At 72.7% G+C, this 17,329-nt stretch carries 26 protein-coding genes, 4 pseudogenes and 2 riboswitches; of the genes and pseudogenes, 18 read left to right on the forward strand and 12 right to left on the reverse strand.

Going from position 1 to position 17,329, the window contains the following annotated elements; translation table 11 throughout:
* Positions 1 to 194 (forward strand): annotated as a pseudogene (locus tag ACIQVZ_RS40650) (hypothetical protein); the annotation flags it as partial.
* The gene (locus ACIQVZ_RS40655; protein ID WP_402457713.1) at positions 172 to 570 is read left to right on the forward strand and encodes a RibD family protein; all 399 of its coding nucleotides are present in this window, start codon (positions 172 to 174) and stop codon (positions 568 to 570) included. The pseudogene ACIQVZ_RS40650 and the gene ACIQVZ_RS40655, both read left to right, overlap by 23 nt.
* A gap of 78 nt (positions 571 to 648) precedes the next feature.
* On the opposite strand, the gene ACIQVZ_RS40660 is transcribed toward ACIQVZ_RS40655, so the two are convergent.
* On the reverse strand, positions 649 to 849 hold the full coding sequence (locus tag ACIQVZ_RS40660) for a hypothetical protein (RefSeq protein ID WP_402457716.1): 201 nt from the start codon (positions 847 to 849) through the stop codon (positions 649 to 651).
* Between the two features lie 413 nt (positions 850 to 1,262).
* Between ACIQVZ_RS40660 and ACIQVZ_RS40665 the strand changes: the two genes are divergently transcribed.
* Genes ACIQVZ_RS40665 through ACIQVZ_RS40675 form a run of 3 tightly spaced genes read left to right on the forward strand, consistent with a single transcriptional unit; the run spans position 1,263 to position 2,223 of the window.
* Positions 1,263 to 1,679, forward strand: a complete 417-nt coding sequence (locus ACIQVZ_RS40665) for a hypothetical protein (RefSeq protein ID WP_402457718.1) — start codon at positions 1,263 to 1,265, stop codon at positions 1,677 to 1,679.
* Positions 1,676 to 1,960, forward strand: coding sequence for a hypothetical protein (locus ACIQVZ_RS40670; protein WP_402457721.1), 285 nt, complete (start codon positions 1,676 to 1,678; stop codon positions 1,958 to 1,960). The genes ACIQVZ_RS40665 and ACIQVZ_RS40670 overlap by 4 nt, the downstream gene beginning before the upstream one ends.
* Positions 1,957 to 2,223 (forward strand): hypothetical protein, encoded by a 267-nt coding sequence (locus ACIQVZ_RS40675; RefSeq protein ID WP_402457723.1) that lies wholly within the window; start codon positions 1,957 to 1,959, stop codon positions 2,221 to 2,223. Before ACIQVZ_RS40670 ends, ACIQVZ_RS40675 begins: the two co-directional genes overlap by 4 nt.
* On the opposite strand, the gene ACIQVZ_RS40680 is transcribed toward ACIQVZ_RS40675, so the two are convergent.
* Complete coding sequence (locus tag ACIQVZ_RS40680; RefSeq protein ID WP_402457770.1) at positions 2,109 to 3,092, reverse strand: restriction endonuclease; 984 nt, start codon at positions 3,090 to 3,092, stop codon at positions 2,109 to 2,111. The genes ACIQVZ_RS40675 and ACIQVZ_RS40680 overlap by 115 nt on opposite strands.
* Positions 3,093 to 3,160: 68 nt before the next feature.
* On the opposite strand from ACIQVZ_RS40680, the gene ACIQVZ_RS40685 reads away from it, so the two are divergent.
* On the forward strand, positions 3,161 to 4,141 hold the full coding sequence (locus tag ACIQVZ_RS40685) for a CehA/McbA family metallohydrolase (protein ID WP_402457725.1): 981 nt from the start codon (positions 3,161 to 3,163) through the stop codon (positions 4,139 to 4,141).
* 9 nt (positions 4,142 to 4,150) lie between these two features.
* On the opposite strand, the pseudogene ACIQVZ_RS40690 reads toward ACIQVZ_RS40685, so the two are convergent.
* Positions 4,151 to 4,348 (reverse strand): annotated as a pseudogene (locus ACIQVZ_RS40690) (transposase); the annotation flags it as partial.
* Positions 4,349 to 4,390: 42 nt separating this feature from the next.
* Here ACIQVZ_RS40690 and ACIQVZ_RS40695 point away from each other — a divergent pair.
* Complete coding sequence (locus ACIQVZ_RS40695) at positions 4,391 to 5,017, forward strand: phosphatase PAP2 family protein (protein ID WP_402457727.1); 627 nt, start codon at positions 4,391 to 4,393, stop codon at positions 5,015 to 5,017.
* A gap of 177 nt (positions 5,018 to 5,194) precedes the next feature.
* On the opposite strand, the pseudogene ACIQVZ_RS40700 reads toward ACIQVZ_RS40695, so the two are convergent.
* The 3 genes and pseudogenes from ACIQVZ_RS40700 to ACIQVZ_RS40710 form a co-directional block, all read right to left on the reverse strand.
* A pseudogene (locus ACIQVZ_RS40700) lies at positions 5,195 to 5,755 on the reverse strand (2,3-bisphosphoglycerate-dependent phosphoglycerate mutase).
* Positions 5,756 to 6,205: 450 nt separating this feature from the next.
* Positions 6,206 to 6,700, reverse strand: coding sequence for a hypothetical protein (locus ACIQVZ_RS40705; protein ID WP_402457730.1), 495 nt, complete (start codon positions 6,698 to 6,700; stop codon positions 6,206 to 6,208).
* Positions 6,701 to 6,714: 14 nt separating this feature from the next.
* Complete coding sequence (locus tag ACIQVZ_RS40710; RefSeq protein WP_402457733.1) at positions 6,715 to 7,224, reverse strand: inorganic diphosphatase; 510 nt, start codon at positions 7,222 to 7,224, stop codon at positions 6,715 to 6,717.
* A 23-nt stretch (positions 7,225 to 7,247) separates the two neighbouring features.
* Positions 7,248 to 7,312, reverse strand: a riboswitch (Fluoride riboswitch).
* Positions 7,313 to 7,382: 70 nt separating this feature from the next.
* Between ACIQVZ_RS40710 and ACIQVZ_RS40715 the strand changes: the two genes are divergently transcribed.
* The 6 genes from ACIQVZ_RS40715 (at position 7,383) to ACIQVZ_RS40740 (ending at position 11,290) form a co-directional block, all read left to right on the forward strand.
* The gene (locus tag ACIQVZ_RS40715) at positions 7,383 to 7,919 is read left to right on the forward strand and encodes a SixA phosphatase family protein (RefSeq protein ID WP_402457735.1); all 537 of its coding nucleotides are present in this window, start codon (positions 7,383 to 7,385) and stop codon (positions 7,917 to 7,919) included.
* A gap of 71 nt (positions 7,920 to 7,990) precedes the next feature.
* Positions 7,991 to 8,057, forward strand: a riboswitch (Fluoride riboswitch).
* Between the two features lie 46 nt (positions 8,058 to 8,103).
* Positions 8,104 to 8,592, forward strand: coding sequence for an NUDIX hydrolase (locus ACIQVZ_RS40720; protein WP_402457738.1), 489 nt, complete (start codon positions 8,104 to 8,106; stop codon positions 8,590 to 8,592).
* Positions 8,593 to 8,934: 342 nt separating this feature from the next.
* Positions 8,935 to 9,126 carry a phosphatase PAP2 family protein gene (locus tag ACIQVZ_RS40725; protein ID WP_402457772.1) on the forward strand — a complete coding sequence of 64 codons (192 nt, stop codon included), beginning with the start codon at positions 8,935 to 8,937 and terminating at the stop codon, positions 9,124 to 9,126.
* Between the two features lie 132 nt (positions 9,127 to 9,258).
* Positions 9,259 to 9,747 (forward strand): inorganic diphosphatase, encoded by a 489-nt coding sequence (locus ACIQVZ_RS40730; RefSeq protein WP_402457740.1) that lies wholly within the window; start codon positions 9,259 to 9,261, stop codon positions 9,745 to 9,747.
* A 51-nt stretch (positions 9,748 to 9,798) separates the two neighbouring features.
* Entirely contained in the window at positions 9,799 to 11,064 is a 1,266-nt protein-coding gene (gene eno, locus ACIQVZ_RS40735) for a phosphopyruvate hydratase (RefSeq protein ID WP_402457743.1), read from the forward strand.
* Between the two features lie 91 nt (positions 11,065 to 11,155).
* Positions 11,156 to 11,290, forward strand: coding sequence for a hypothetical protein (locus tag ACIQVZ_RS40740; protein ID WP_402457746.1), 135 nt, complete (start codon positions 11,156 to 11,158; stop codon positions 11,288 to 11,290).
* 211 nt (positions 11,291 to 11,501) lie between these two features.
* Here ACIQVZ_RS40740 and ACIQVZ_RS40745 read toward each other — a convergent pair whose 3' ends face one another.
* Positions 11,502 to 11,684 carry a hypothetical protein gene (locus ACIQVZ_RS40745; protein WP_402457749.1) on the reverse strand — a complete coding sequence of 61 codons (183 nt, stop codon included), beginning with the start codon at positions 11,682 to 11,684 and terminating at the stop codon, positions 11,502 to 11,504.
* Positions 11,685 to 11,707: 23 nt separating this feature from the next.
* On the opposite strand from ACIQVZ_RS40745, the gene ACIQVZ_RS40750 reads away from it, so the two are divergent.
* From ACIQVZ_RS40750 to ACIQVZ_RS40770, 5 genes and pseudogenes are all read left to right on the forward strand, one after another.
* Positions 11,708 to 11,887 carry a hypothetical protein gene (locus ACIQVZ_RS40750; protein ID WP_402457752.1) on the forward strand — a complete coding sequence of 60 codons (180 nt, stop codon included), beginning with the start codon at positions 11,708 to 11,710 and terminating at the stop codon, positions 11,885 to 11,887.
* A gap of 152 nt (positions 11,888 to 12,039) precedes the next feature.
* Positions 12,040 to 12,435, forward strand: coding sequence for an SsgA family sporulation/cell division regulator (locus tag ACIQVZ_RS40755; protein ID WP_402457754.1), 396 nt, complete (start codon positions 12,040 to 12,042; stop codon positions 12,433 to 12,435).
* A gap of 178 nt (positions 12,436 to 12,613) precedes the next feature.
* Positions 12,614 to 13,565 (forward strand): annotated as a pseudogene (locus ACIQVZ_RS40760) (TIGR03557 family F420-dependent LLM class oxidoreductase).
* Between the two features lie 129 nt (positions 13,566 to 13,694).
* Positions 13,695 to 14,024 (forward strand): CsbD family protein, encoded by a 330-nt coding sequence (locus ACIQVZ_RS40765; RefSeq protein WP_402457775.1) that lies wholly within the window; start codon positions 13,695 to 13,697, stop codon positions 14,022 to 14,024.
* Between the two features lie 56 nt (positions 14,025 to 14,080).
* Complete coding sequence (locus tag ACIQVZ_RS40770; protein WP_402457757.1) at positions 14,081 to 14,635, forward strand: DJ-1/PfpI/YhbO family deglycase/protease; 555 nt, start codon at positions 14,081 to 14,083, stop codon at positions 14,633 to 14,635.
* Between the two features lie 104 nt (positions 14,636 to 14,739).
* Here ACIQVZ_RS40770 and ACIQVZ_RS40775 read toward each other — a convergent pair whose 3' ends face one another.
* From ACIQVZ_RS40775 to ACIQVZ_RS40795, 5 genes are all read right to left on the reverse strand, one after another.
* Positions 14,740 to 14,895, reverse strand: a complete 156-nt coding sequence (locus ACIQVZ_RS40775) for a hypothetical protein (protein ID WP_402457760.1) — start codon at positions 14,893 to 14,895, stop codon at positions 14,740 to 14,742.
* Positions 14,896 to 15,273: 378 nt separating this feature from the next.
* Positions 15,274 to 15,483 carry a hypothetical protein gene (locus tag ACIQVZ_RS40780; protein ID WP_402457763.1) on the reverse strand — a complete coding sequence of 70 codons (210 nt, stop codon included), beginning with the start codon at positions 15,481 to 15,483 and terminating at the stop codon, positions 15,274 to 15,276.
* Positions 15,484 to 15,531: 48 nt separating this feature from the next.
* On the reverse strand, positions 15,532 to 16,008 hold the full coding sequence (locus tag ACIQVZ_RS40785) for a class I SAM-dependent methyltransferase (RefSeq protein ID WP_402457764.1): 477 nt from the start codon (positions 16,006 to 16,008) through the stop codon (positions 15,532 to 15,534).
* On the reverse strand, positions 16,005 to 16,655 hold the full coding sequence (locus ACIQVZ_RS40790) for an HAD family hydrolase (RefSeq protein ID WP_402457778.1): 651 nt from the start codon (positions 16,653 to 16,655) through the stop codon (positions 16,005 to 16,007). The genes ACIQVZ_RS40785 and ACIQVZ_RS40790 overlap by 4 nt, the downstream gene beginning before the upstream one ends.
* 216 nt (positions 16,656 to 16,871) lie before the next feature.
* Complete coding sequence (locus tag ACIQVZ_RS40795; protein WP_402457767.1) at positions 16,872 to 17,219, reverse strand: hypothetical protein; 348 nt, start codon at positions 17,217 to 17,219, stop codon at positions 16,872 to 16,874.
* Positions 17,220 to 17,329 lie beyond the last annotated feature (110 nt).

The raw sequence follows: 17,329 nt of genomic DNA on the forward strand, positions 1-17,329 counted from the left end.
CCACGATGGCCACCCGCCCCTTCGTCCTGCTCAGCGTCGCCACCTCCGTCGACGGCCACATCGACGACGCCTCGCCCGAACGTCTTCTGCTGTCGGATTCGGCCGACTTCGACCGTTTCGATCAGGTCTGGGCCGAGTCCGGCGCCACCTCATCGGCGGCAACACCCTGCGGTGACTATCAGCGCCAGCGGTGACCTGAGCCGGAACCTCAAGTTCTGGCACTTCAGGGACAAGAAGGTCATCTACACCACCGACTCCGCCGCCAAGCTCCGCGAGGAGCTCAACGGCCTGGCCGATGTCGTCAACACCGGCGAGAGCGTCGACTTCGGTGCCCTGCTCGACGACCTCGCCGCCCGCGGCGTCGAGCGGCTCATGGTCGAGGACGGCGGCCAGATCCATACCCAGTTCCTCTCCCAGGGCCTGGTCGACGAGATCCACCTCGCCGTCGCACCTCTGCTCGTCGGCGCCCCGCTTCCTCTACCCGGCCGACTACCCCGGCGGAAGCACGCACCGGATGCGCCTCCTCGGCACCGGCACATCTCACCTGCGTCGTTTCGCGTGGCCCCATGACTCCAGGGTGCAGCTCCCGGCCCGGCCCGGGCCGGGGTTGGGGTTGGGGTTGGGAGGCGGCCGACCGGCGGCACCGGGCTACCCGCTGTCGTCCACGGGGGTACCCGGCCCGATGCCGAGGAAGTAGGCCACGGCATCGGGGGCGTCCTCGGCTGCGGCCTGCTGCTCCTCGGCGGACGGGCGGTCGCGGTCGAAACAGGTGAGTGAGCAGGTCAGCCACGGGTTCCAGGGCGCGGTCCGGCCGCACCCCTCGCACACCATCGTTGCCATCTGGGCCATCGCACCTCCGCCCGCCGCGCACTGCCACTGTCCACCGTAAGTTCGGCGAAGGACCTGCACCATCGGGCGTTGTACGGTCGGCAGGTGAACCTCAGCGACGGCACCGGCCCGGACGGCGTGCTCCCCAGCTTGCCTCTGTAAGAACCCTGCTCGACAGCGGCCTCGACTCTGTGGTGAGCACGGTTAGCCCGGCATTCCAGCCGATCTGAGGTGGTTTGCCCCCTGAGGCGGCGTCGCCTGGATCCCCACGAGCCGGAGGCACCGGACCGTCTCCCGAGTCCACGGGCGCATTGGCTCCACGCCGGCGGGATGTCCCGCCCGCCCTCTTTTCCCGATCCGCTTCCTCCACGGCGATCTCCCCAGCAGGATGTTGGCGTACCGGACACTCCCGCACGAGAGGAGAATGAGGGCCCATGAGCCCCTCGAACACCGCCTCGGCCGCAGCCGAGGTGCTGCGTCGGCTCGCCCAGCAGGGCGGATACGCCGCATTCACCGTCGGCGAACTGCGCGACCTCCACGGTCACCGGCGGGCCCGCGAGCGGGTCACCGAGAAGATCGCGGCCACCCTGGCGGAAGCCGACGTCGCCCACCTGCCGGTGCTCATCCCTCAGGAGCAGGACCGCCAGGTCATCGCGTGGACACGGGAAGCGGCCCTGCGAGTGCCGATGCTCGCGACCTTCCACCACCACGTCCGCAGGACCCTGGACCAGACGCCGCTTCCCCACCTGGACGCCACCGCCGAGACCGTCAACGCGCTCCACTGCCTCACCGCCCCCAGCTTTCGTGCCACCGGCGCAACGCAGCAGGACCGGAAGGAGCCCACCCTGTGAGCACCGCACCGCACACCCACGCCGAGCCGTATATCCCCCCGATGGGCACGCTTCGCGAGCTGCGTGCCGCTCTGTCCGTCTGGGGCCTGCCCGGTGACGCTCAGGCCCTCGAACGCGAACTCGACGCCGTAGACCTCGACGACCTCGGTGCCGTCCGGGAGGTCGTCCAGGCCTTCCGCCACCGGGTCATACTCCGGCAGAACCCCGAGGCCATGGCGGCCGTGATGGCCCCCGCCGAAGCCGTCAACGAGGAACTCCGGCGGAAGCTGGCCGGCCAGTGACCCACGCCTTTCACAGCGACGCCGTCGCGAAGCTGCTCGGAGAGCTGACCCCCGGCGAGCGGGCCGCCGTCGAAACCGTCCGCGTCTCCCTTGAGACCGAGCCCGACCAAGGCCGCGGCCTGCCAGACGCCGACCCCCGCTCCGAGACCTACGCCGTCGAGGTGACGCCTGCGGCCACCGGCGGCCGCGGCATCTCCGTCGTGTATCGGTACTCGGGGGACCTCGACGCCTGCCTGGTCCTCTGGCTCATCGTCGGCCCGTAGATCCGGCTCGCTCCCCTGGGCGGCCTCAAGCCCCACGCCGCGAGACAGGACGCAGGGGATCGGCTCCCAGGCGGCCGGTCCGGTCGGCGACAGTCAGGCCTGGCCGAGATCCGGCAGCAGTTCCAGCAGGGGCTGCCCCACCGGGCCCACTGCTCCAGACGGTCCCGGTCGAGGCAGTGGATGTGCTGCGAACGGGCGAAGGCCAGTGCGGGCCCGGTCACCGTACCGTTCGTCACCATCACAACCACGTCCGCACAGTGGACGGGTCGGGCGGTGCCGTTGAGCCGCTGGATGTCCGGGGAATCGACCCTGGCGAGCCGCCGGCTGCCGCTGCCGTGCTTGCACTGGAAGACGAAGCGCTTCCCGGCCGGGGAGAGGGCGATGACATCGGCGCCGAGGTCCCCGGATCCGCCGCGTTCCCGTACCACCTCGAAGCCGTCGTGGTGCAGCAGGGCCGCGACGGTGAGTTCGAACTCAGTCGGGGTCATCGCGGCTATCGCTGGCAGCGGAATGCTCTCTGCACTGTGGGCGCGCGGGTGGTCAGGGCATTGATCACGCGGTGTTCCGGTCCGACGGGGTCGGGGAGGCCGAGGGGTGAGAGCGGGGGCCGCATGGCGGGGGCCAGGCGCCCGCAGCCGGCCCCGGGACGGCGAGTCGTCGTACGCACAGGCCAGCTCCAGCAGGCCGCACGCATCGGATCGGATCAACGCCTTCGGCGTCACCGGGTCGCCCATGCTCCCAGGACAGCACCGGCCCTCGGCCCGCCGTACCGGATCACCGAAGTTGTTCGTAACCCACCGTGGTCTGACCACTCCGCACGGGTGCACTCGCAAGGTAGCTTGCTCCACTCGCAACCTAGAACGCTCCATCACAGGGAACGGGTTGCCCTGCCCGCGCGTTGGCTCGACAGGACTTTGGGGGGAGAACCTTGTCGAGTTTGAGCTTCCCGCCGGCGCGGGCGGTCGGACGCGGGGCGGCCTGGTACCGCGGGGACTGCCATATCCACTCCGTCCACTCGGACGGGGAGCTCACCCCCGAAGAGTTGGCCGTTCGGGCGCGCGCGGCCAGGCTCGACTTCATCGCGACGACGGAGCACAACTCGGCCGCCGTCCCGGAGGCCTGGGGGCATCTGGCCGCCGATGACTTCTTGATCCTTCTCGGTGAAGAGGTGACCACGAAGACCGGGCACTGGCTCGCGCTCGGCCTCAAACCCGGCGAGGTCGTCGACTGGAACCACCAGGTCAGGGACGGATTGGTGGACAAGTGCCTGGACCAGGTCCATCGAGCCGGGGGCCTGTGCGTGGCCGCGCACCCACATGCGCCCTACCCGTCGGGCGACTTCATGTTCCCCTTCCTCGGCTTCGACGTGGTGGAAGTGTGGAACGGACCGTGGACTTCGGACCGGCCCTGGAACGCCGACAACGAGACGGCCCTGGCAGAGTGGGGGCGGAGCCTCGCGGCCGACATCCACACGGGCTCGTGGCGGCCGGCGATGGGCAACAGCGACACCCACCTGGAAGGGCAGATCGGCATCCCCCACACCGTGGTCTTCGCCGAGGAACTGAGCACAGAGGCAGTCCTGGCCGGGATCCGCGCCGGCCGCAGCTGGATCGCCGAGTCGGCGGACGTGGACATGTCGTTCACCGCCACTGCCGATGGTCGCGTTGCGGGGGTGGGAGAACGACTCGTGACTCATGGTGGTCAGGTGGAAATCCACGCGGCAGTACGCGGTGTGCCGGTGGGGACCGTCAGCTTCCACACCGATCGAGGAAAGGTCCACCGGGCCTCTGTCCTCGGCGACGGGGCGCGAGCGGTGCAGTGGGACACGACGGCGGAGCAGTCGGCGTTCGTCCGCATCGAGGTCCGCCACCCCAACGGGCACGTCGCCGCACTCACCAATCCGATCATCCTCAACTGACCGCTCGTTTCATCGTGAGGTCCGCAAACGGCGGAGGCAGATGAGGCTGCATGCCAGTTCGAGCAGGCCCTGATGGAGGTCGGCGCGTCGTTCGTAGCGGATCCGGAGTCGTTTGAACTGGTGAAGCCAGGCGAAGGCCCGTTCCACCACCCAACGGACTTTGCCGAGCCCTGAGCCGTGGGCGACGCCGCGTCGAGCGATCATCGGCCATGCGCGCCCACACTCCTGCCCAGGTCGGCCCTCATTTCCATGACCACCACAGCAACAACCGCGCTGGCTTCCCTGGACGGCTCCCGCATCGACGACGGGCTGTACACCGCTGTCACCGACTTCGCCCGCCACACCCCCTGGCTGAACACCGCGATGGTGTGGTGGACCAGCTACGGCGCCGTGCTGTTCATCGCCCTGCTGGTCGCCACCTGGTGGAGCGCCCGCCGCAAGGACGCCGCCGCGATGGCCGGGGCGATCGCTTCCTTCGCCGCCGCCGCGATCGCCTGTGTGGCCAACTCCGGCATCAGGGGCTACTTCCAGGAGCCGCGGCCCTGCCGCGCCGTGATCCACGACTTCCTGCTGGAGGCCTGCCCCGCGCCCAGCGACTACGCCTTCCCCAGCAACCACACCACCGTCGCGTTCGCCGCCGCCACCGCGCTACTGGTGGTCAACCGGCGCCTCGGGGTGCCGGCGGTGATCGCCGCCGTCCTGATGGCCTTCTCCCGGGTCTACGCTGGCGCGCATTACCCCCACGACGTGGCCGCCGCGGCCCTGATCGGCACCCTGATCGCCGTCCCCGTCGTGCTGACCGGCCGCCGCCTGGCCACCCCCGTCGTCGCCCGGCTGCGCGGCGGGCCGCTGCGCCCCCTCCTGCTCGCGGCGTGAAACCCGCGGCTGCTCGGCGCCCGTCGCGCCGGGCAGCGCCCGTGCTTGGGGCACACGCGACCGGGTCTCCAACGCCCCGGCCCGACTCCCGGGTCCGTCGGCGACCGGAGCGGGCACCCGCCCGGCAGGGCGAGCCGCGGTGGCCCCGGCCGCGGGGCCGGGGCCACCGCGGTTGCTCTATTCGCGGGCGACGGCGGTGGCCTGGTGCTCGGCCGCCACCGGGTCCAGGTAGCGTCCACTCCCGGGCTCGACCCGCAGCCCGGGAATGAAGCGGTAGAGCAGCGGAATCCCGGTCGGCACGTTCACCTCGGCCACCTGGCGCGCGTCCAGGCCGTCCAGGTGCGCCACCAGCGCCCGCAGCGAGTTCCCGTGCGCGGCCACCAGCACCGTACGCCCCCGGGCGAGCGACGGCGCGATCCGATCCACCCAGTACGGCAGCAGCCTGCGCTGCACATCCGCCAGCGACTCCGTCAACGGCCACGCCTGCGGCGGCAGCTGTGCGTACCGCGCGTCACCGAAGGGCGGCACCGTATTGGGCTCGGCGGGCGGGGGCGCGGCGTTCAGCGATCGGCGCCACAGCGCGTACTGCTCCTGGCCCGCCTACGCGAGGAGGCGCCCCGCCGCCCTGGCCTGCGCGAAGCCCTTGTCCGTCAGCGGCACGTCCAGCCAGCCGGAGAACACCCCGCCCGCGTTCGCGCTCCTCTGCCCGTGCCGCAGCAGCACCAGCACCCCGCTCACCCGGCACCCCCGGCCAGACGACGCGCCCCGGCCGGGGCGAGCGGCCCGCACTCCAACCGGCTCCGGCCCGCCCGGCCGACACTCCCGCCCTCGGCTCCGGATCCCTGCCGGGCCTGAGCTCCCACATCGCCTGCCATGCCATCCGCCTCCGTCGACCCTCCTGTGCCAGTGCCCCCGGGGAAACAGGCTGGTGGGAGGTGGACGCTGGAGAGCGGCGTGCGCGGCGCGGGGACATGGCTCTCCTACCTCGGCGGGTAGGGACCGTTGGCGGCGCACCGCGGTTCACGGCGGGCCCCACCGCCGTCTCGCCCTGCCAGCGTAGGCGCCGGCCACCACTGCGCCAATGACCGTCCCGGCGCGGCGTGACCACCGCGCCTGTGGCCCCACCCCGCGCTCGCCGGTCCGTCGGCAGGCCGCGAGCAGCGCTGGCGGGCGGTACGCATCCCGCCTTCACCGGGGTGCTGCCGGTGTGGTGGTGCGAGAGGCCAGGGTGTGGAGGTCGTGGCGCAGGGTGCGCAGGTCGGCGGCGGGTCGGCCCAGACCGGCCAGGCGGCTGCGCATGGCCTCGGCACGGGGATCGGGGTGGGGGGTGAAGGCGAGGTTCATCGCCTCGTGGAGGATCCACCGGTGATAGGCGATCAGGCGCATGGCGTGTTCGTGGTAGGGCGCGAGGGTGTCGTCGACGTCCAGGTGGACCAGGCGGGTGCCCAGGCGCTGGTAGATGTTGAGCTGCACGCCGCCGCTGCGGCCGACCGAGCCGGAGACGGCTCCGCTGGCGCCGCAGGCGGCGACGATCCGGTCGGATTCGCCTTGGGCGGCGACGGCTTCGTCGAGGATGGCCAGCAGCCGCGCCAGCTGGACATCCCGCGGCGGCAGTGCGGGTGGGTGGGTGCGGCGGAGCAGGCCGCTGACGGCGGCCACCAGGTGCGGACGGCGGGTGGTCATGGCGTGAACCGCGGTCAGGCCCAGTCGAGGCAGCCGGTCAGCCGCTGGTAGGCGTGACGGGTGTGGTCGAGGTGGGCGCGGGCGGCGAAGGGGCCGTCGCTGGTGGCCTGCCGGGTGGTGGCGTGGTGGGTGAGGTGGTCCCAGACCTGTGCGAGGGCGTCGGGACCGGCGTGCCAGGCGGCGAGGTCGTCGGGGCCCGTGATCTGGTCGAAGTCGTGGTCGTCGGCGTCCACGCACACAGTCTCCTCGGCCGGCTGTCCCTCGCGCTCAGCTCGCAGGAGGGCGACGGGCCGGGCGTTGACCGGGCGGCCGGGCCGGGCGTCGTCGGGGAGCAGGACCAGGGCGCGGGCGGCGTGGCCGTCGTCGTCGAGGGTGTCGGAGATGTAGCCCTCGCCGACGGGGCAGCCGAGGAGCGGGAGGTCGGTCCAGCGAGCGGCGGCGCGCTCGGGTCGGGGTGCGTGGGTGAAGGCGGAGCAGGTGGTGGCTTCGACGACAACGACGGTGCTGGTACTGGTGCTGGGCATGGTGTCCTCCCGCGACGACGCGTGGTGTCGCAGAGGCCATCAGCACCGGGTGGTGCGGTTGTCGGTGAGCCTCATCACCGTTCACTGCCATTGTCGCCCCCGACCGCCGCGGTGGCGACCACGAAGACGGGGCCGCCCGGCAGAGGCACAGTGGAGGGATGGACACGGTGACGGACAGGGCAGGCGGGGTGGGACGGCGGCTGGTGGTGCTGCGGCACGCGAAGGCGGCGTGGCCGGATGTCGCGGACGCGGAGCGGCCGCTGGCCAAGCGGGGCCTGCGTGATGCGCCGGCGGCGGGCCGCTGGTTGCTCGAGCACGGCGTGCTGCCGGAGCTGGTGGTGTGCTCGCCGGCCCGCCGTACCCGCCAGACGTGGGAGCTGGTGGCCGCGCAGTGGGACCGGGTGCCGCCGGTGGACTTCGACGCCCGGGTGTACGGGGCCGAGGGGCAAGGTCTGGTGTCGGTGGTGCGCCAGCTGGCCCCGTGGCTGTCGACGGTGCTGCTGGTCGGACACCAGCCCGCCGTTCAGGACCTGGTCCTGCACGTGGCGGCCCGCGAAGCAGGCGCGGGGCTGGAGCGGCTGCGGGAGAAGTTCCCCACCAGCGGCATCGCCGTGCTGGAGGTGGCCGGGCCGTGGGCCGACCTGGCAGCGGGCTCGGCACACCTGGCCGACTTCGCCGTCCCCCGCGGCGGATAACGGCCGGAGCCCGGTTGCCAGCTCGGTCTCGAACGTCTCCGGTTGTGGCAGAAGGCTGGGCGTGCTGCCATGAGACTGCAGGCGATGGGGCCCGCCTTCAACCGCGCCGCCGCTGGCGCTGATGGCTCCTGGCCGGACCGCCCGACCCTGACGGGTGCGGGCCCGAGCCGCTCGGGAGTACGCCATGCCGGATGTCGATGTGCGCTGCAGCGCACTGGTGTTCTGCGGGTCGTCGGTGCTGCTGGTGCGCCGCACCTCGCCAGGCGACTGGAGTCTGCCCGGCGGGGTGCCGGGCCCCGTCGAGGCGCTGGAGGAGTGCGCGCGCCGCGAACTCGCGGAGGAGACCGGCCTGGCCAGCTCCGGCGGGCGGGCGGTGCTGGTCCTGGACGCCGTCAACCGGTCGGTCGCCCGGCGGATGCTGGACATCGTCTTCCTCTTCCCGGACGTGGACGAGCCCACCGCGCGCACCCTGGCGCCGTGCGAGCAGGGCCTGCGCCCACAGCTGGTGGACCTGCACCAGCTGGAGACGATCCGCTTCCGGCCGCCGATCGCCCACCGGATCGCGGCGCTGCACCGGCTGCGGGACTCGGTGCCCGAGATCATCGCCGAAGGGTTCCAGCCCTGGGACATGGCGGTCGACCTGGGCGAGAACCCTGCCCCGGAGCACCGGTGACGGCCAGGGCCCGCGAGCAGCGGCTGTTCACGGCACTGGCCAGCAACGGCTGGGACGCGCCGTGCTGGCGGGCGGGCAGTCAGCCCCCTCGGCGACCGGACCTGCGCCTACGCCCTCGCAGCCGCCCGGACCATCCGCGGGCGCGGGCGGGCGCGGTGGTGGCCGCTCGTGGCGGTGGCTACCACCGACGTCTGCCAGGAAGCCCTCAAGTACCTCGCCCGCCGGCCCCGGCCGCCCCGATCCGGGTGGCGCGCCCGGCCGCACGGCAGCAGCTTCCCCTCGCGGCACCCCGCGCTGGCCTCGGCAGCCACCGCCGGCTGTGGCCCGGCAGGGCGCTGCGTGGTGGCGCTGGTGGGGGTGGCCCGGATCCGGTTGGGCGTGCACTGGCCCACCGACGTGGCCGCCGACTGGTTGATCGGCGCCGCCTTGGCCCGCGCAGTGCGCCGCAGCGGTCCAGCACGCGGGACGGCTGCGACAGCACCCATGGGCTCGGCGTATTCTGGCGGTGTTGCACGGCGGTGGGGCTCGCCGTAACCGCGGCCGTGGGCCGCCAACAGTCCCTACCCTTCCCGGTAGGAGAGCTGTGCCCCCATTTTCTCGGCCACGCGCATCGTCGGTCTGCCGGAAGGTCTGTCAGAACAGCACCGGCATGGCAGGGACGAGAGCATGGAATTCGACATCGTCGTGGAGATCCCACAGGGATCACGCAACAAGTACGAGATGGACCACGAGCTGGGCCGCATCCGCCGGGACCGGATGCTGTTCACCTCCGCCCGCTACCCCGCGGACTACGGCTACATCGATGGCACGCTCGGGCGCGACGGCGACCCGCTGGACGCGCTGCTGCTGACCGGCGAACCGCTCTTCCCCGGCACCTGGGTCCGCGCCCGGGCGATCGGCATGTTCCGGATGAGCGACGAGCACGGCGAGGACGACAAGGTCCTGTGCGTGCCCGCCTCCGATCCCCGCGACGCGCACCTGAAGGACCTCGCGGATGTGCCCGAGCACGACCTGCGCGAGATCCAGCACTTCTTCGAGGTCTACAAGAACCTGGAACCCGGCAAGTCCGTCGAGGGCACCGACTGGGCCGGCCGCGCCGCCGCCGAAGCCGAGATCACCGCCTCCCGGGCCCGCGCCACCACCCCCGCACACTGACCGCCGAGCACCCCCGCCCCCTTCAACCCACTGCAGAAGGACCCGCACCCGATGGCGATCCACATCGTGTACGTCCACGCCACGGAGATCCTCGACTCCCGCTCCCGCCCCACCCTGGAGGTCGTCGTCGGCCTCAGCGACGGCAGCCGCGGCCGCGCCGGCGTCCCCTCCGGTGCCTCCACCGGCGCCACCGAAGCCGTCGAACTGCGCGACAACGACCCCCACCGTTACCAGGGCCACGGCGTGCTCAAGGCCGTCGCAGGCGTCAACGAGGAGATCGCCGACGCGCTGCGCAACACCACCCACCACGACCAGCAGGCCCTCGACCAGGTGCTGCGCGACCTGGACGGCACATCGGACAAGTCCCGCCTGGGCGCCAACGCACTGATCGGCGTGTCGATGGCCGCCGCCCGCGCCGACGCGCTGCGCAGCGCGGTGCCGCTGTGGCAGCACCTGAACCCCGAGCAGGTCGACGCCCGGCTGCCGGTGCCACACTTCAACGTGATCAACGGCGGCGTTCACGCCCCCAACCCGCTCGACTTCCAGGAGTTCATGATCGCCCCGCTTGGGGCGCCGTCGATGGCCGAGGCCGTGCGCGCCGGCTCCGAGGTCTACGCCGCGCTGCGCACCCGCCTCGCCTGGAAGGGCTACGCCACCGGTCTCGGGGACGAGGGCGGCTTCGCCCCTGGGCTGCGCCGCCCGGAGGAGGCGCTGTCGCTGATCGTCGAGGCGATCAAGGACGCCGGCTACACGCCGGGCCGCGACGGGGTGGCCATCGCCCTGGACCCGGCGGCCAGCGAGTTCCGCCAGCAGGACGGCACCTACCTCGTCGACCGGCAGTCACTGTCGAGCACCGACATGATCGTTTGGTACCAGCAGCTGGTGGAGGACTTCCCGATCTGGAGCATCGAGGACGGCCTCGGGCAGGACGACCGGGACGGCTGGGTGAAGCTGACGGCCGACCTGAGCCACCGGGTGCAGCTGGTGGGCGACGACAACCTGACCACAAACCCCGCGCTGATCACCGACGCCATCACGGCGGGCATCGCGAACGGCGTCCTGATCAAACCGAACCAGATCGGCACCATCAGCGAGACCCTGGAGGCGATGCGGCTGTGCCGGCAGGCCGGCTACACGGCGATGGTCTCCCACCGCTCCGGGGAGACCGACGACAGCTTCATCGCCGACCTCGCGGTCGGCTCCGGCTGCGGGCAGCTCAAGTCCGGCGCGCCGGCCCGAGGGGAGCGCACCGCGAAGTACAACCGCCTCCTGCAGATCGCCGAGACCCACCCCACCCTCGCCTACGGGCTCGACTGACAGCCCGCCCGAGCGAACTCCGAGGGGGTGCCCACGCCGTGGCCGGCTGGTCGCCGACGGGATCTGGCAGGTAGGGCGGCGGGCGGAGCTGATGGAACGCTCCATGGCGTTCGCCGCGCTGTGCTTCGTGACCCTGGTGCCGCTGCTGATCGTGATCGCCGCCGCCTCCGCCACCCGCGGCAACGGCATCGGCCTCGGTACTGGATCACCGACAGCCTCGGTCTGACCCGCCGCGCCCAGAAGCCAGTGCGCGAGCTGTTCGTCTCCCCGGGGCAGGTCCTGACCTGAGCACCACCACCGGCGTCGACCTGGCCGCGCTCGAGGTCTTCGGCATCACCTGATGACCTCGATCCAGAAGGCGTACGAGCGAATCTGGGACCTTCCGCCCGCATCGTGGCACGGCCTGTGGCGCCCGGCGCTGGGCCTTGTCGGTCTGATCAGCTACGCCGTGGCGGCCGCCTGGAGCGGCGTTGCCTGGCGCCCCGCAGCACGGCCCAGCCCGCGCTGCGGATCACGGCCACCGTGCTGGGCGGGGTGCTGCTGTTCTGGTGGCTGCCCAGGCTGCTGCTGGCCGGGCGTATCCCGTGGCGGCGGCTGCTGCCCGGCGCGGTGGCCACCACGGCCGCGCTTCTTCTCCCGGCTGGTGTTCGCGCCCCTGGTCATCTCCAACGCCCTGTCCCACGGGGCGGTAGGCCCCGTCCTGGTCGTCCAGTCCTGGCTGGTCGGCGTCGGCTTCACCCTCTACGCGGGCGCCGCCGCCGGCCGTCTCCTCGACCCCGGCACCCCATCGGCGGCCGCAACCGACGATGAGCCATCTCGTTGACCCGATGACCCCGCCGCCGGTAGCGACAGCGACACAGTGAAGGAACATCCTGACAATCCGGCCCCGCCGAAAGGGAGTTGACCCACCGGAACGGGGCACACGAAGGCCGGACATCTCGCCCGCTCCACGACCCCTACGGGAGGCAGCACCCTATGCAGGAAGCCACCGCCCAGTTGCCGCTGCGGCTGATCACCGGCCCCACCCAGTGCCGGCACGTACCCACCCTCTGCCGCTACAGCCTCGCCGACCCGTTCGCCGTCACGATGGACTTCGACGACGCCTGCGGCGAGGCACGCTGGCTGCTGTCCCGGGACCTGCTCCTGGCCGGCTTGGAAGGCCCGGCCGGTGACGGCGACGTCCACATCGCCCCCACCGAGGACGGTGGGACGGTGATCGCGTTGGGCGGCCCGGGCGGCGTGGCCCTCCTGCACACCGCGACCCGGCCCCTGGCGCGCTTCCTCACCGCCACGCTGCTCCTGGTCCCGCTCGGCGCCGAGGGGCAGCACGTCGACTGGGACGCCGCCATCGCCAGGTTCCTGACGGCCTGACACCGCCTGGCCGCCCGCGGCGTGTGCCGGTGGGCCGGGCGGGCGGCGGCGCACCCGGCCTCCCGCCGTGCCGCCGCGGCGTGTCGGGCGGGGCGGGCGAGGCTGGTGTTCCGCAGCGGTGGACGGGTAGCCGCACTCGAGGGCCCCGGCACAGGATGAACAAGGGAGCACGAGACCGATGACCGAGTACGGCTACTTCCTCTCCTGCGAGGAGTTCAGCCCCGCCGAGCTCCTGGAGCAGACCCAGCGCGCCGAGCAGGCCGGGTTCACCCGCCTGGCGATCTCCGACCACTTCCACCCGTGGAACGACGCGCCCAGGGCAACAGCCCGTTCGTCTGGTCGATGATCGGCGCCCTCTCCCAGGCCGTCGACCTGCCCGTCACCACCCTGGTCACCTGCCCCACGGTGCGGCTGCACCCCACGGTCACCGCGCAGGCCGCCGTCACCTCCTCCGTCCTACTGGGGCCACTTCGCCTTCGGGGTGGGGACCGGCGAGGCGTTGAACGAGCACGTCCACGGCGAGCGGTGGCCCTCGTTCGAGGACCGCGCCGCCATGCTCGAAGAAGCGGTCGAGGTCACGCGCGAGCTGTTCACCGGCCGCTGGTCAGCCACCGGGGCCGGCACTACACGGTCGACGCCCGCCTCTACACCCCACCGGCCGGGCCGCTGCCCATCTATGTGTCCGGGTTCGGGCCGAACGCGGCCGAGCTCGCCGGACGGATCGGGGACGGCTTCGTCACCATGACCCCGGACGCCGGCCTCGTGCGGGCCTTCCGGGAGGGCGGCGGTGCCGGCAAGCCGGTGATCGGCGGGGTCAAGGTGTGCTGGGGTCCGGACCGGGACAGGCCGTCGACACTGTCCACCGGCTGCGGCCGGCCGAGTTGCTGCCCGGCGAACTCGCCCAGATCCTGCCCACCCCAGCGCACTTCGAGCAGGCCAGCCAGCTCGTCACCCGCGAGTTGGTCGCCGATGCCGTCACCTGCGGCGACGACGTGGACGAGCACGCGAAGACCGTGCGCGCCTACACCGAGGCGGGCTTCGACGAGGTCTACGTCGGCCAGATCGGCCCCGACCAGGAGGCATTCTTCGACGCCTACCGCCAGCACGTCCTGCCGGCCCTGCGCGCGTGACGGTGACCTCGCGCCTGATCCCCCGCTCGCACGCCGACAGGTGTGGGAGCGGCTGATCGGGGCAGGCGCGCCCCGGTGGGGGCCGACGCGCCCGTCGAGAGGATGTGGTGAGCGGGTACCAAAGACAAGCTGCGCAACGCGGCCGAGAAGGCCCGGGGCAAGGCGAAGGAAGCCGCCGGGCGGGCCACCGGTGATCGCGTCGTGGAGGCCGAGGGCAAGGGCACCCAGGTCAAGAACGACCTCAAGCAGGCCGGGAAGAAACTCAAGGACGCGGCCAAGCACTGCACGGCCCCAGGCGGCGAGCCGACCCGATCGCCGGCCGGCCGGCCGGCAACGGGCCGAGAACGGCTGAAACGCGCCCGCGCGGGCGCCCGGCCAGCGCACCGGTGCCGCGCGGTGCCGTCGGCCTCGGCCGGCCAGGACACGGTGGTTCGGCGCGCGGGCGCCACGGGCCGGTGAAAGTGTCGAGGACGGCGCCCGCGCCCGGGCGCTCCCGCATGACGAAGGGATGTCACATGGTGACGTTGCAGGGCAAGACCGTCGCGTTCCTGGTGGCGGACGAGGGGGTGGAACAGGTAGAGCTGACCGATCCGTGGCAGGCCGTCCTCGAAGCGGGCGGCGTCGCCCGCCTGGTATCGACGAGTGGTGGGAAGGTGCAGGCGTTCCACCACCTGGATCGCGGCGACACCTTCCATGCCGACGCCGCCGTCAACGCCGTCTCGGCCGCCTCCTACGACGCCCTGGTGCTGCCGGGCGGCGTGGCCAACCCCGACGCCCTGCGGCTGGACGCCGCCGCCGTGGCGTTCGCCAGGGCGTTCTTCGACGCCGGGAAACCGGTCGCCGCCATCTGCCACGCTGCGTGGACGCTGATCGAGGCCGGCGTGGTCCGCGGGCGCACCCTCACCTCCTGGCCCAGCCTTCGCACCGACCTGGCCAACGCCGGGGCCAAATGGGCGGATGAGCCCGTCGTGGTGTGCACCGCGGGACCCAGCGCCCTGATCACCAGCCGCAAACCCGACGACCTGCCCGCCTTCGGCGAGGCACTGGTCACCGCGTTCGCCAACGCGTAACGGGCCCCGCGCCCGAAAGATCCGCCTGCGGCGCCCCACCCCCAGTATCCACGCCGAGGCCGCCGCCTTGCCGGGCGACGCGCGTGCGGGGCCCGAGGGCGGGATCAGGGATGGTCGAAGTGGGCGAGGTGCGGCGGGCCGTCGCGGTCCAGATCGAGGGTGACGTCCAGCGCCGGCTGGAGCCAAGTGCACCAGCTGCGCGGGTTCCTGGCCGGCGTGGGCAGCGACCAGGTGGCCTGGCAAACGCTCGGCGACGGCACGGGCCTGATCGGGATCGAGGTCGGCGCTGACCGCGCGGTGCGGCCCCCAGACCACCAGCAGGCGCACAGGCCGCTCCTGGGGGCCGAGGAAGCCGACGGCAGGGGCGGGTTGCGAGTCCAAATGGCGATCCTTCCACGAAGACGAGACCGGGCGGCCGCTGCTGTGTGGGCACGGCCGGCCAGAGAGGGGTTCGTTGAATGATGCCCCCCAGCGGCGAACGCGCTCTACAGTGGCGCCCCGGCGTGGCACGTCGAGCCCGGCCGCCGGCGTGTCAGCAGTCGTGCTGCCCGGCCAGGCACGCGGAGTACCGGTGCCGCGCCGCTCCGGGCCCCGGGCGGCCGCCCGGGAGACGGCTCGCCGCAGGTGGGCCCGCGATTTCAGAGCCCGGGGCGGTGGGCGGCGATGAGATCGGTCCGGGGGGCCTGTACCGGTTGCAGTCCCGCCTCCTCGAGTTCGCTGAGCAGCAGGGCCGGGTCGGCGGGCCACATGTCGAAGCCCTCGCTCGCCTCGCACAGGACGGCTCCGTCGCGTTCGACGCGGTAGGTGACGACCGTGCGCACGATGCCGCGGTCGGCCTCGCGCCGCACGAGCGCGCTGTAGAAGGTCCGGGCCGACCCGCACCGGTCCCAGGCGCGTCACGGCCGGTGGGCCGGTGGGCAGTTCGGCAGGCGGCGGGTCGAAGAGCAGCAGGCCGCCGGGGACCAGGCCGTGCTGACGGCCTGCCAGCAGGCGCGGCGGGTGGGCGGTGGGAGGCAGCCGATGACGTTGGAGGCGATGGCGAGGTCGGCGATCTCGCGCAGGTCGGCCTGCTCGAGCGGCTCGGGGTGCACGGTGACGCGGGCCCGCCGGTCGGCGCCGATGGCGGCCAGGCGGGTCAGCAGGGAGGCGCGCATCGCCGCGCACGGTTCGACGGCGTGGACGGGCGCGGTGGAGGCGGCCAGCAGGATCTCGGTGACGATCCCGGTGCCCGCGCCGACGTCCAGGATCGCGGTACGGGAGCGGGCGGCCGCCTCGGCGAAGCGCCGCTTGGCCTGGCGGCGGTCGGTCTCGGCCTGCAACAGGTCATAGAACTCCGCGGACACCGTGTACCCGGCGCCCGAGGACTCGCTCATGGCGCGACCTCGACCTGGCCAGGCCCTACCCGGCGCCGGCCGGGGGCGGCCGGGGCGGCGAGGATGCTCCGATCGAGGCCGCTGAGGAGACGGGCTGCGTCGGCGTGGACTTCGACGGCGCCCGCGGAGCGCAGGACGGCCTCGCCGAAGCCGCCGGAGAGCACCGCGACACACGGGACACCGACGCGGGCGGCGGCCTTCACGTCCCAGGGGGTGTCGCCGACGAACACCGCCTCGCCGGGCCCCGCGCCGACCTTCGTGAGTGCGGACCGCACGAGGTCCGGGGCCGGTTTGCTGGCATCCACGTCGTCGGCGCGCGTGGCGGCGTCGATCACGTCGTCGGCGTCCAGGACGCGGCGCATCACCTCGAGGTCGCGTCCGGAGGCGGAGGAGGCGAGCACGATCGTCCAGCCACGCCCGGCGAGATCGCGCAGCAGGCCGGCCGCCGCGTCGAAGGCCCGCAGGGGGGCCAGTAGCGGGCGAACAGCACCTGGTGCGCCTGGTCGATCGCCCCGTCCTGGCCCCGGTCGCGGCCGCTGGGCAGGAGGTGGTCTAGCAGCTGGTCGCCGCCCATGCCGATCGCGCCGTGGATGCGCGCCATCGCCGGTGCGTGCCCGAACTGGGCCAGGTCCTGCGGCCTTGGTCATCGCGGCGACATTCTGCGGATCCCGGCGAGTGGACACGGCCGGCGTGCCACGGGTGCCAGCACTTGGGCGCGCAACCTGATCACCCGCCGGGTGCAGCGCCGGATCCGCCGTCACCCACCGCTCGCACCTACGGCGGGCTCGTCGGCCGGCTCGGGCCGACCGACGTGTCGTGCCGAACGACGCTTACGGCCCGTGCCGGTTGCCGGACATGATGCGTCAGATGAGCCAGTGGTGCTCGCTGACCTGACCACCGCGGATCGTGCAGGCGGCCTCCGGACTGTCGAGGGTGCGCCAGATCGTGTAGTCGCCTTCGGGAAGGGGGGAGATGACGGCGCAGTAGGTGGTGCGGTCGGCGAGGTGGCGAGGCCGGACGGCGGCGTGGGTGCGGACGCTGTCGTCGTCGCTGGGGCTGACCTCGATCTCCAGGCCGTCGTCGGCCGGGCTCGCGTGGATGATCAGGGCGCCGAGGGTGCCGCCGATCTCCAGGACGACGCTGCCCTCGCGGGAGGGGGCGGGCAGCGCCGGGTGGGCGTGCGAGTGGGGATGGGTGTGCTGCTGGGTCATGGGCTCGTTCTCGCTCGTCTGTCCGGGCTGTCGGTTGTCGCGGGCGTGCAGCGCGCCAACGTCCCCTGAAACAACGACCCCCGAGCGCGCGTCCACAAAAAGAAAACAAA

Origin of the sequence: Kitasatospora sp. NPDC098663, from assembly GCF_044760075.1 — a bacterium.
In the GTDB taxonomy this organism is placed as follows: Bacteria; Actinomycetota; Actinomycetes; order Streptomycetales; family Streptomycetaceae; genus Kitasatospora.

Bases quoted from the DNA above. Each gene is read 5' to 3' on its own strand.
- ACIQVZ_RS40680 (WP_402457770.1), bottom strand. From the start codon at position 3,092: ATGGAGCGTTCTAGGTTGCGAGTGGAGCAAGCTACCTTGCGAGTGCAC.
- ACIQVZ_RS40785 (WP_402457764.1), bottom strand. From the start codon at position 16,008: ATGAGCGAGTCCTCGGGCGCCGGGTACACGGTGTCCGCGGAGTTCTAT.
- ACIQVZ_RS40715 (WP_402457735.1), top strand. From the start codon at position 7,383: ATGGACACGGTGACGGACAGGGCAGGCGGGGTGGGACGGCGGCTGGTG.
- ACIQVZ_RS40695 (WP_402457727.1), top strand. From the start codon at position 4,391: ATGACCACCACAGCAACAACCGCGCTGGCTTCCCTGGACGGCTCCCGC.
- ACIQVZ_RS40705 (WP_402457730.1), bottom strand. From the start codon at position 6,700: ATGACCACCCGCCGTCCGCACCTGGTGGCCGCCGTCAGCGGCCTGCTC.
- ACIQVZ_RS40660 (WP_402457716.1), bottom strand. From the start codon at position 849: ATGGCCCAGATGGCAACGATGGTGTGCGAGGGGTGCGGCCGGACCGCG.
- ACIQVZ_RS40710 (WP_402457733.1), bottom strand. From the start codon at position 7,224: ATGCCCAGCACCAGTACCAGCACCGTCGTTGTCGTCGAAGCCACCACC.
- ACIQVZ_RS40730 (WP_402457740.1), top strand. From the start codon at position 9,259: ATGGAATTCGACATCGTCGTGGAGATCCCACAGGGATCACGCAACAAG.
- ACIQVZ_RS40720 (WP_402457738.1), top strand. From the start codon at position 8,104: ATGCCGGATGTCGATGTGCGCTGCAGCGCACTGGTGTTCTGCGGGTCG.
- ACIQVZ_RS40790 (WP_402457778.1), bottom strand. From the start codon at position 16,655: ATGACCAAGGCCGCAGGACCTGGCCCAGTTCGGGCACGCACCGGCGAT.
- ACIQVZ_RS40795 (WP_402457767.1), bottom strand. From the start codon at position 17,219: ATGACCCAGCAGCACACCCATCCCCACTCGCACGCCCACCCGGCGCTG.
- eno (WP_402457743.1), top strand. From the start codon at position 9,799: ATGGCGATCCACATCGTGTACGTCCACGCCACGGAGATCCTCGACTCC.
- ACIQVZ_RS40740 (WP_402457746.1), top strand. From the start codon at position 11,156: ATGGAACGCTCCATGGCGTTCGCCGCGCTGTGCTTCGTGACCCTGGTG.
- ACIQVZ_RS40755 (WP_402457754.1), top strand. From the start codon at position 12,040: ATGCAGGAAGCCACCGCCCAGTTGCCGCTGCGGCTGATCACCGGCCCC.
- ACIQVZ_RS40665 (WP_402457718.1), top strand. From the start codon at position 1,263: ATGAGCCCCTCGAACACCGCCTCGGCCGCAGCCGAGGTGCTGCGTCGG.
- ACIQVZ_RS40770 (WP_402457757.1), top strand. From the start codon at position 14,081: ATGGTGACGTTGCAGGGCAAGACCGTCGCGTTCCTGGTGGCGGACGAG.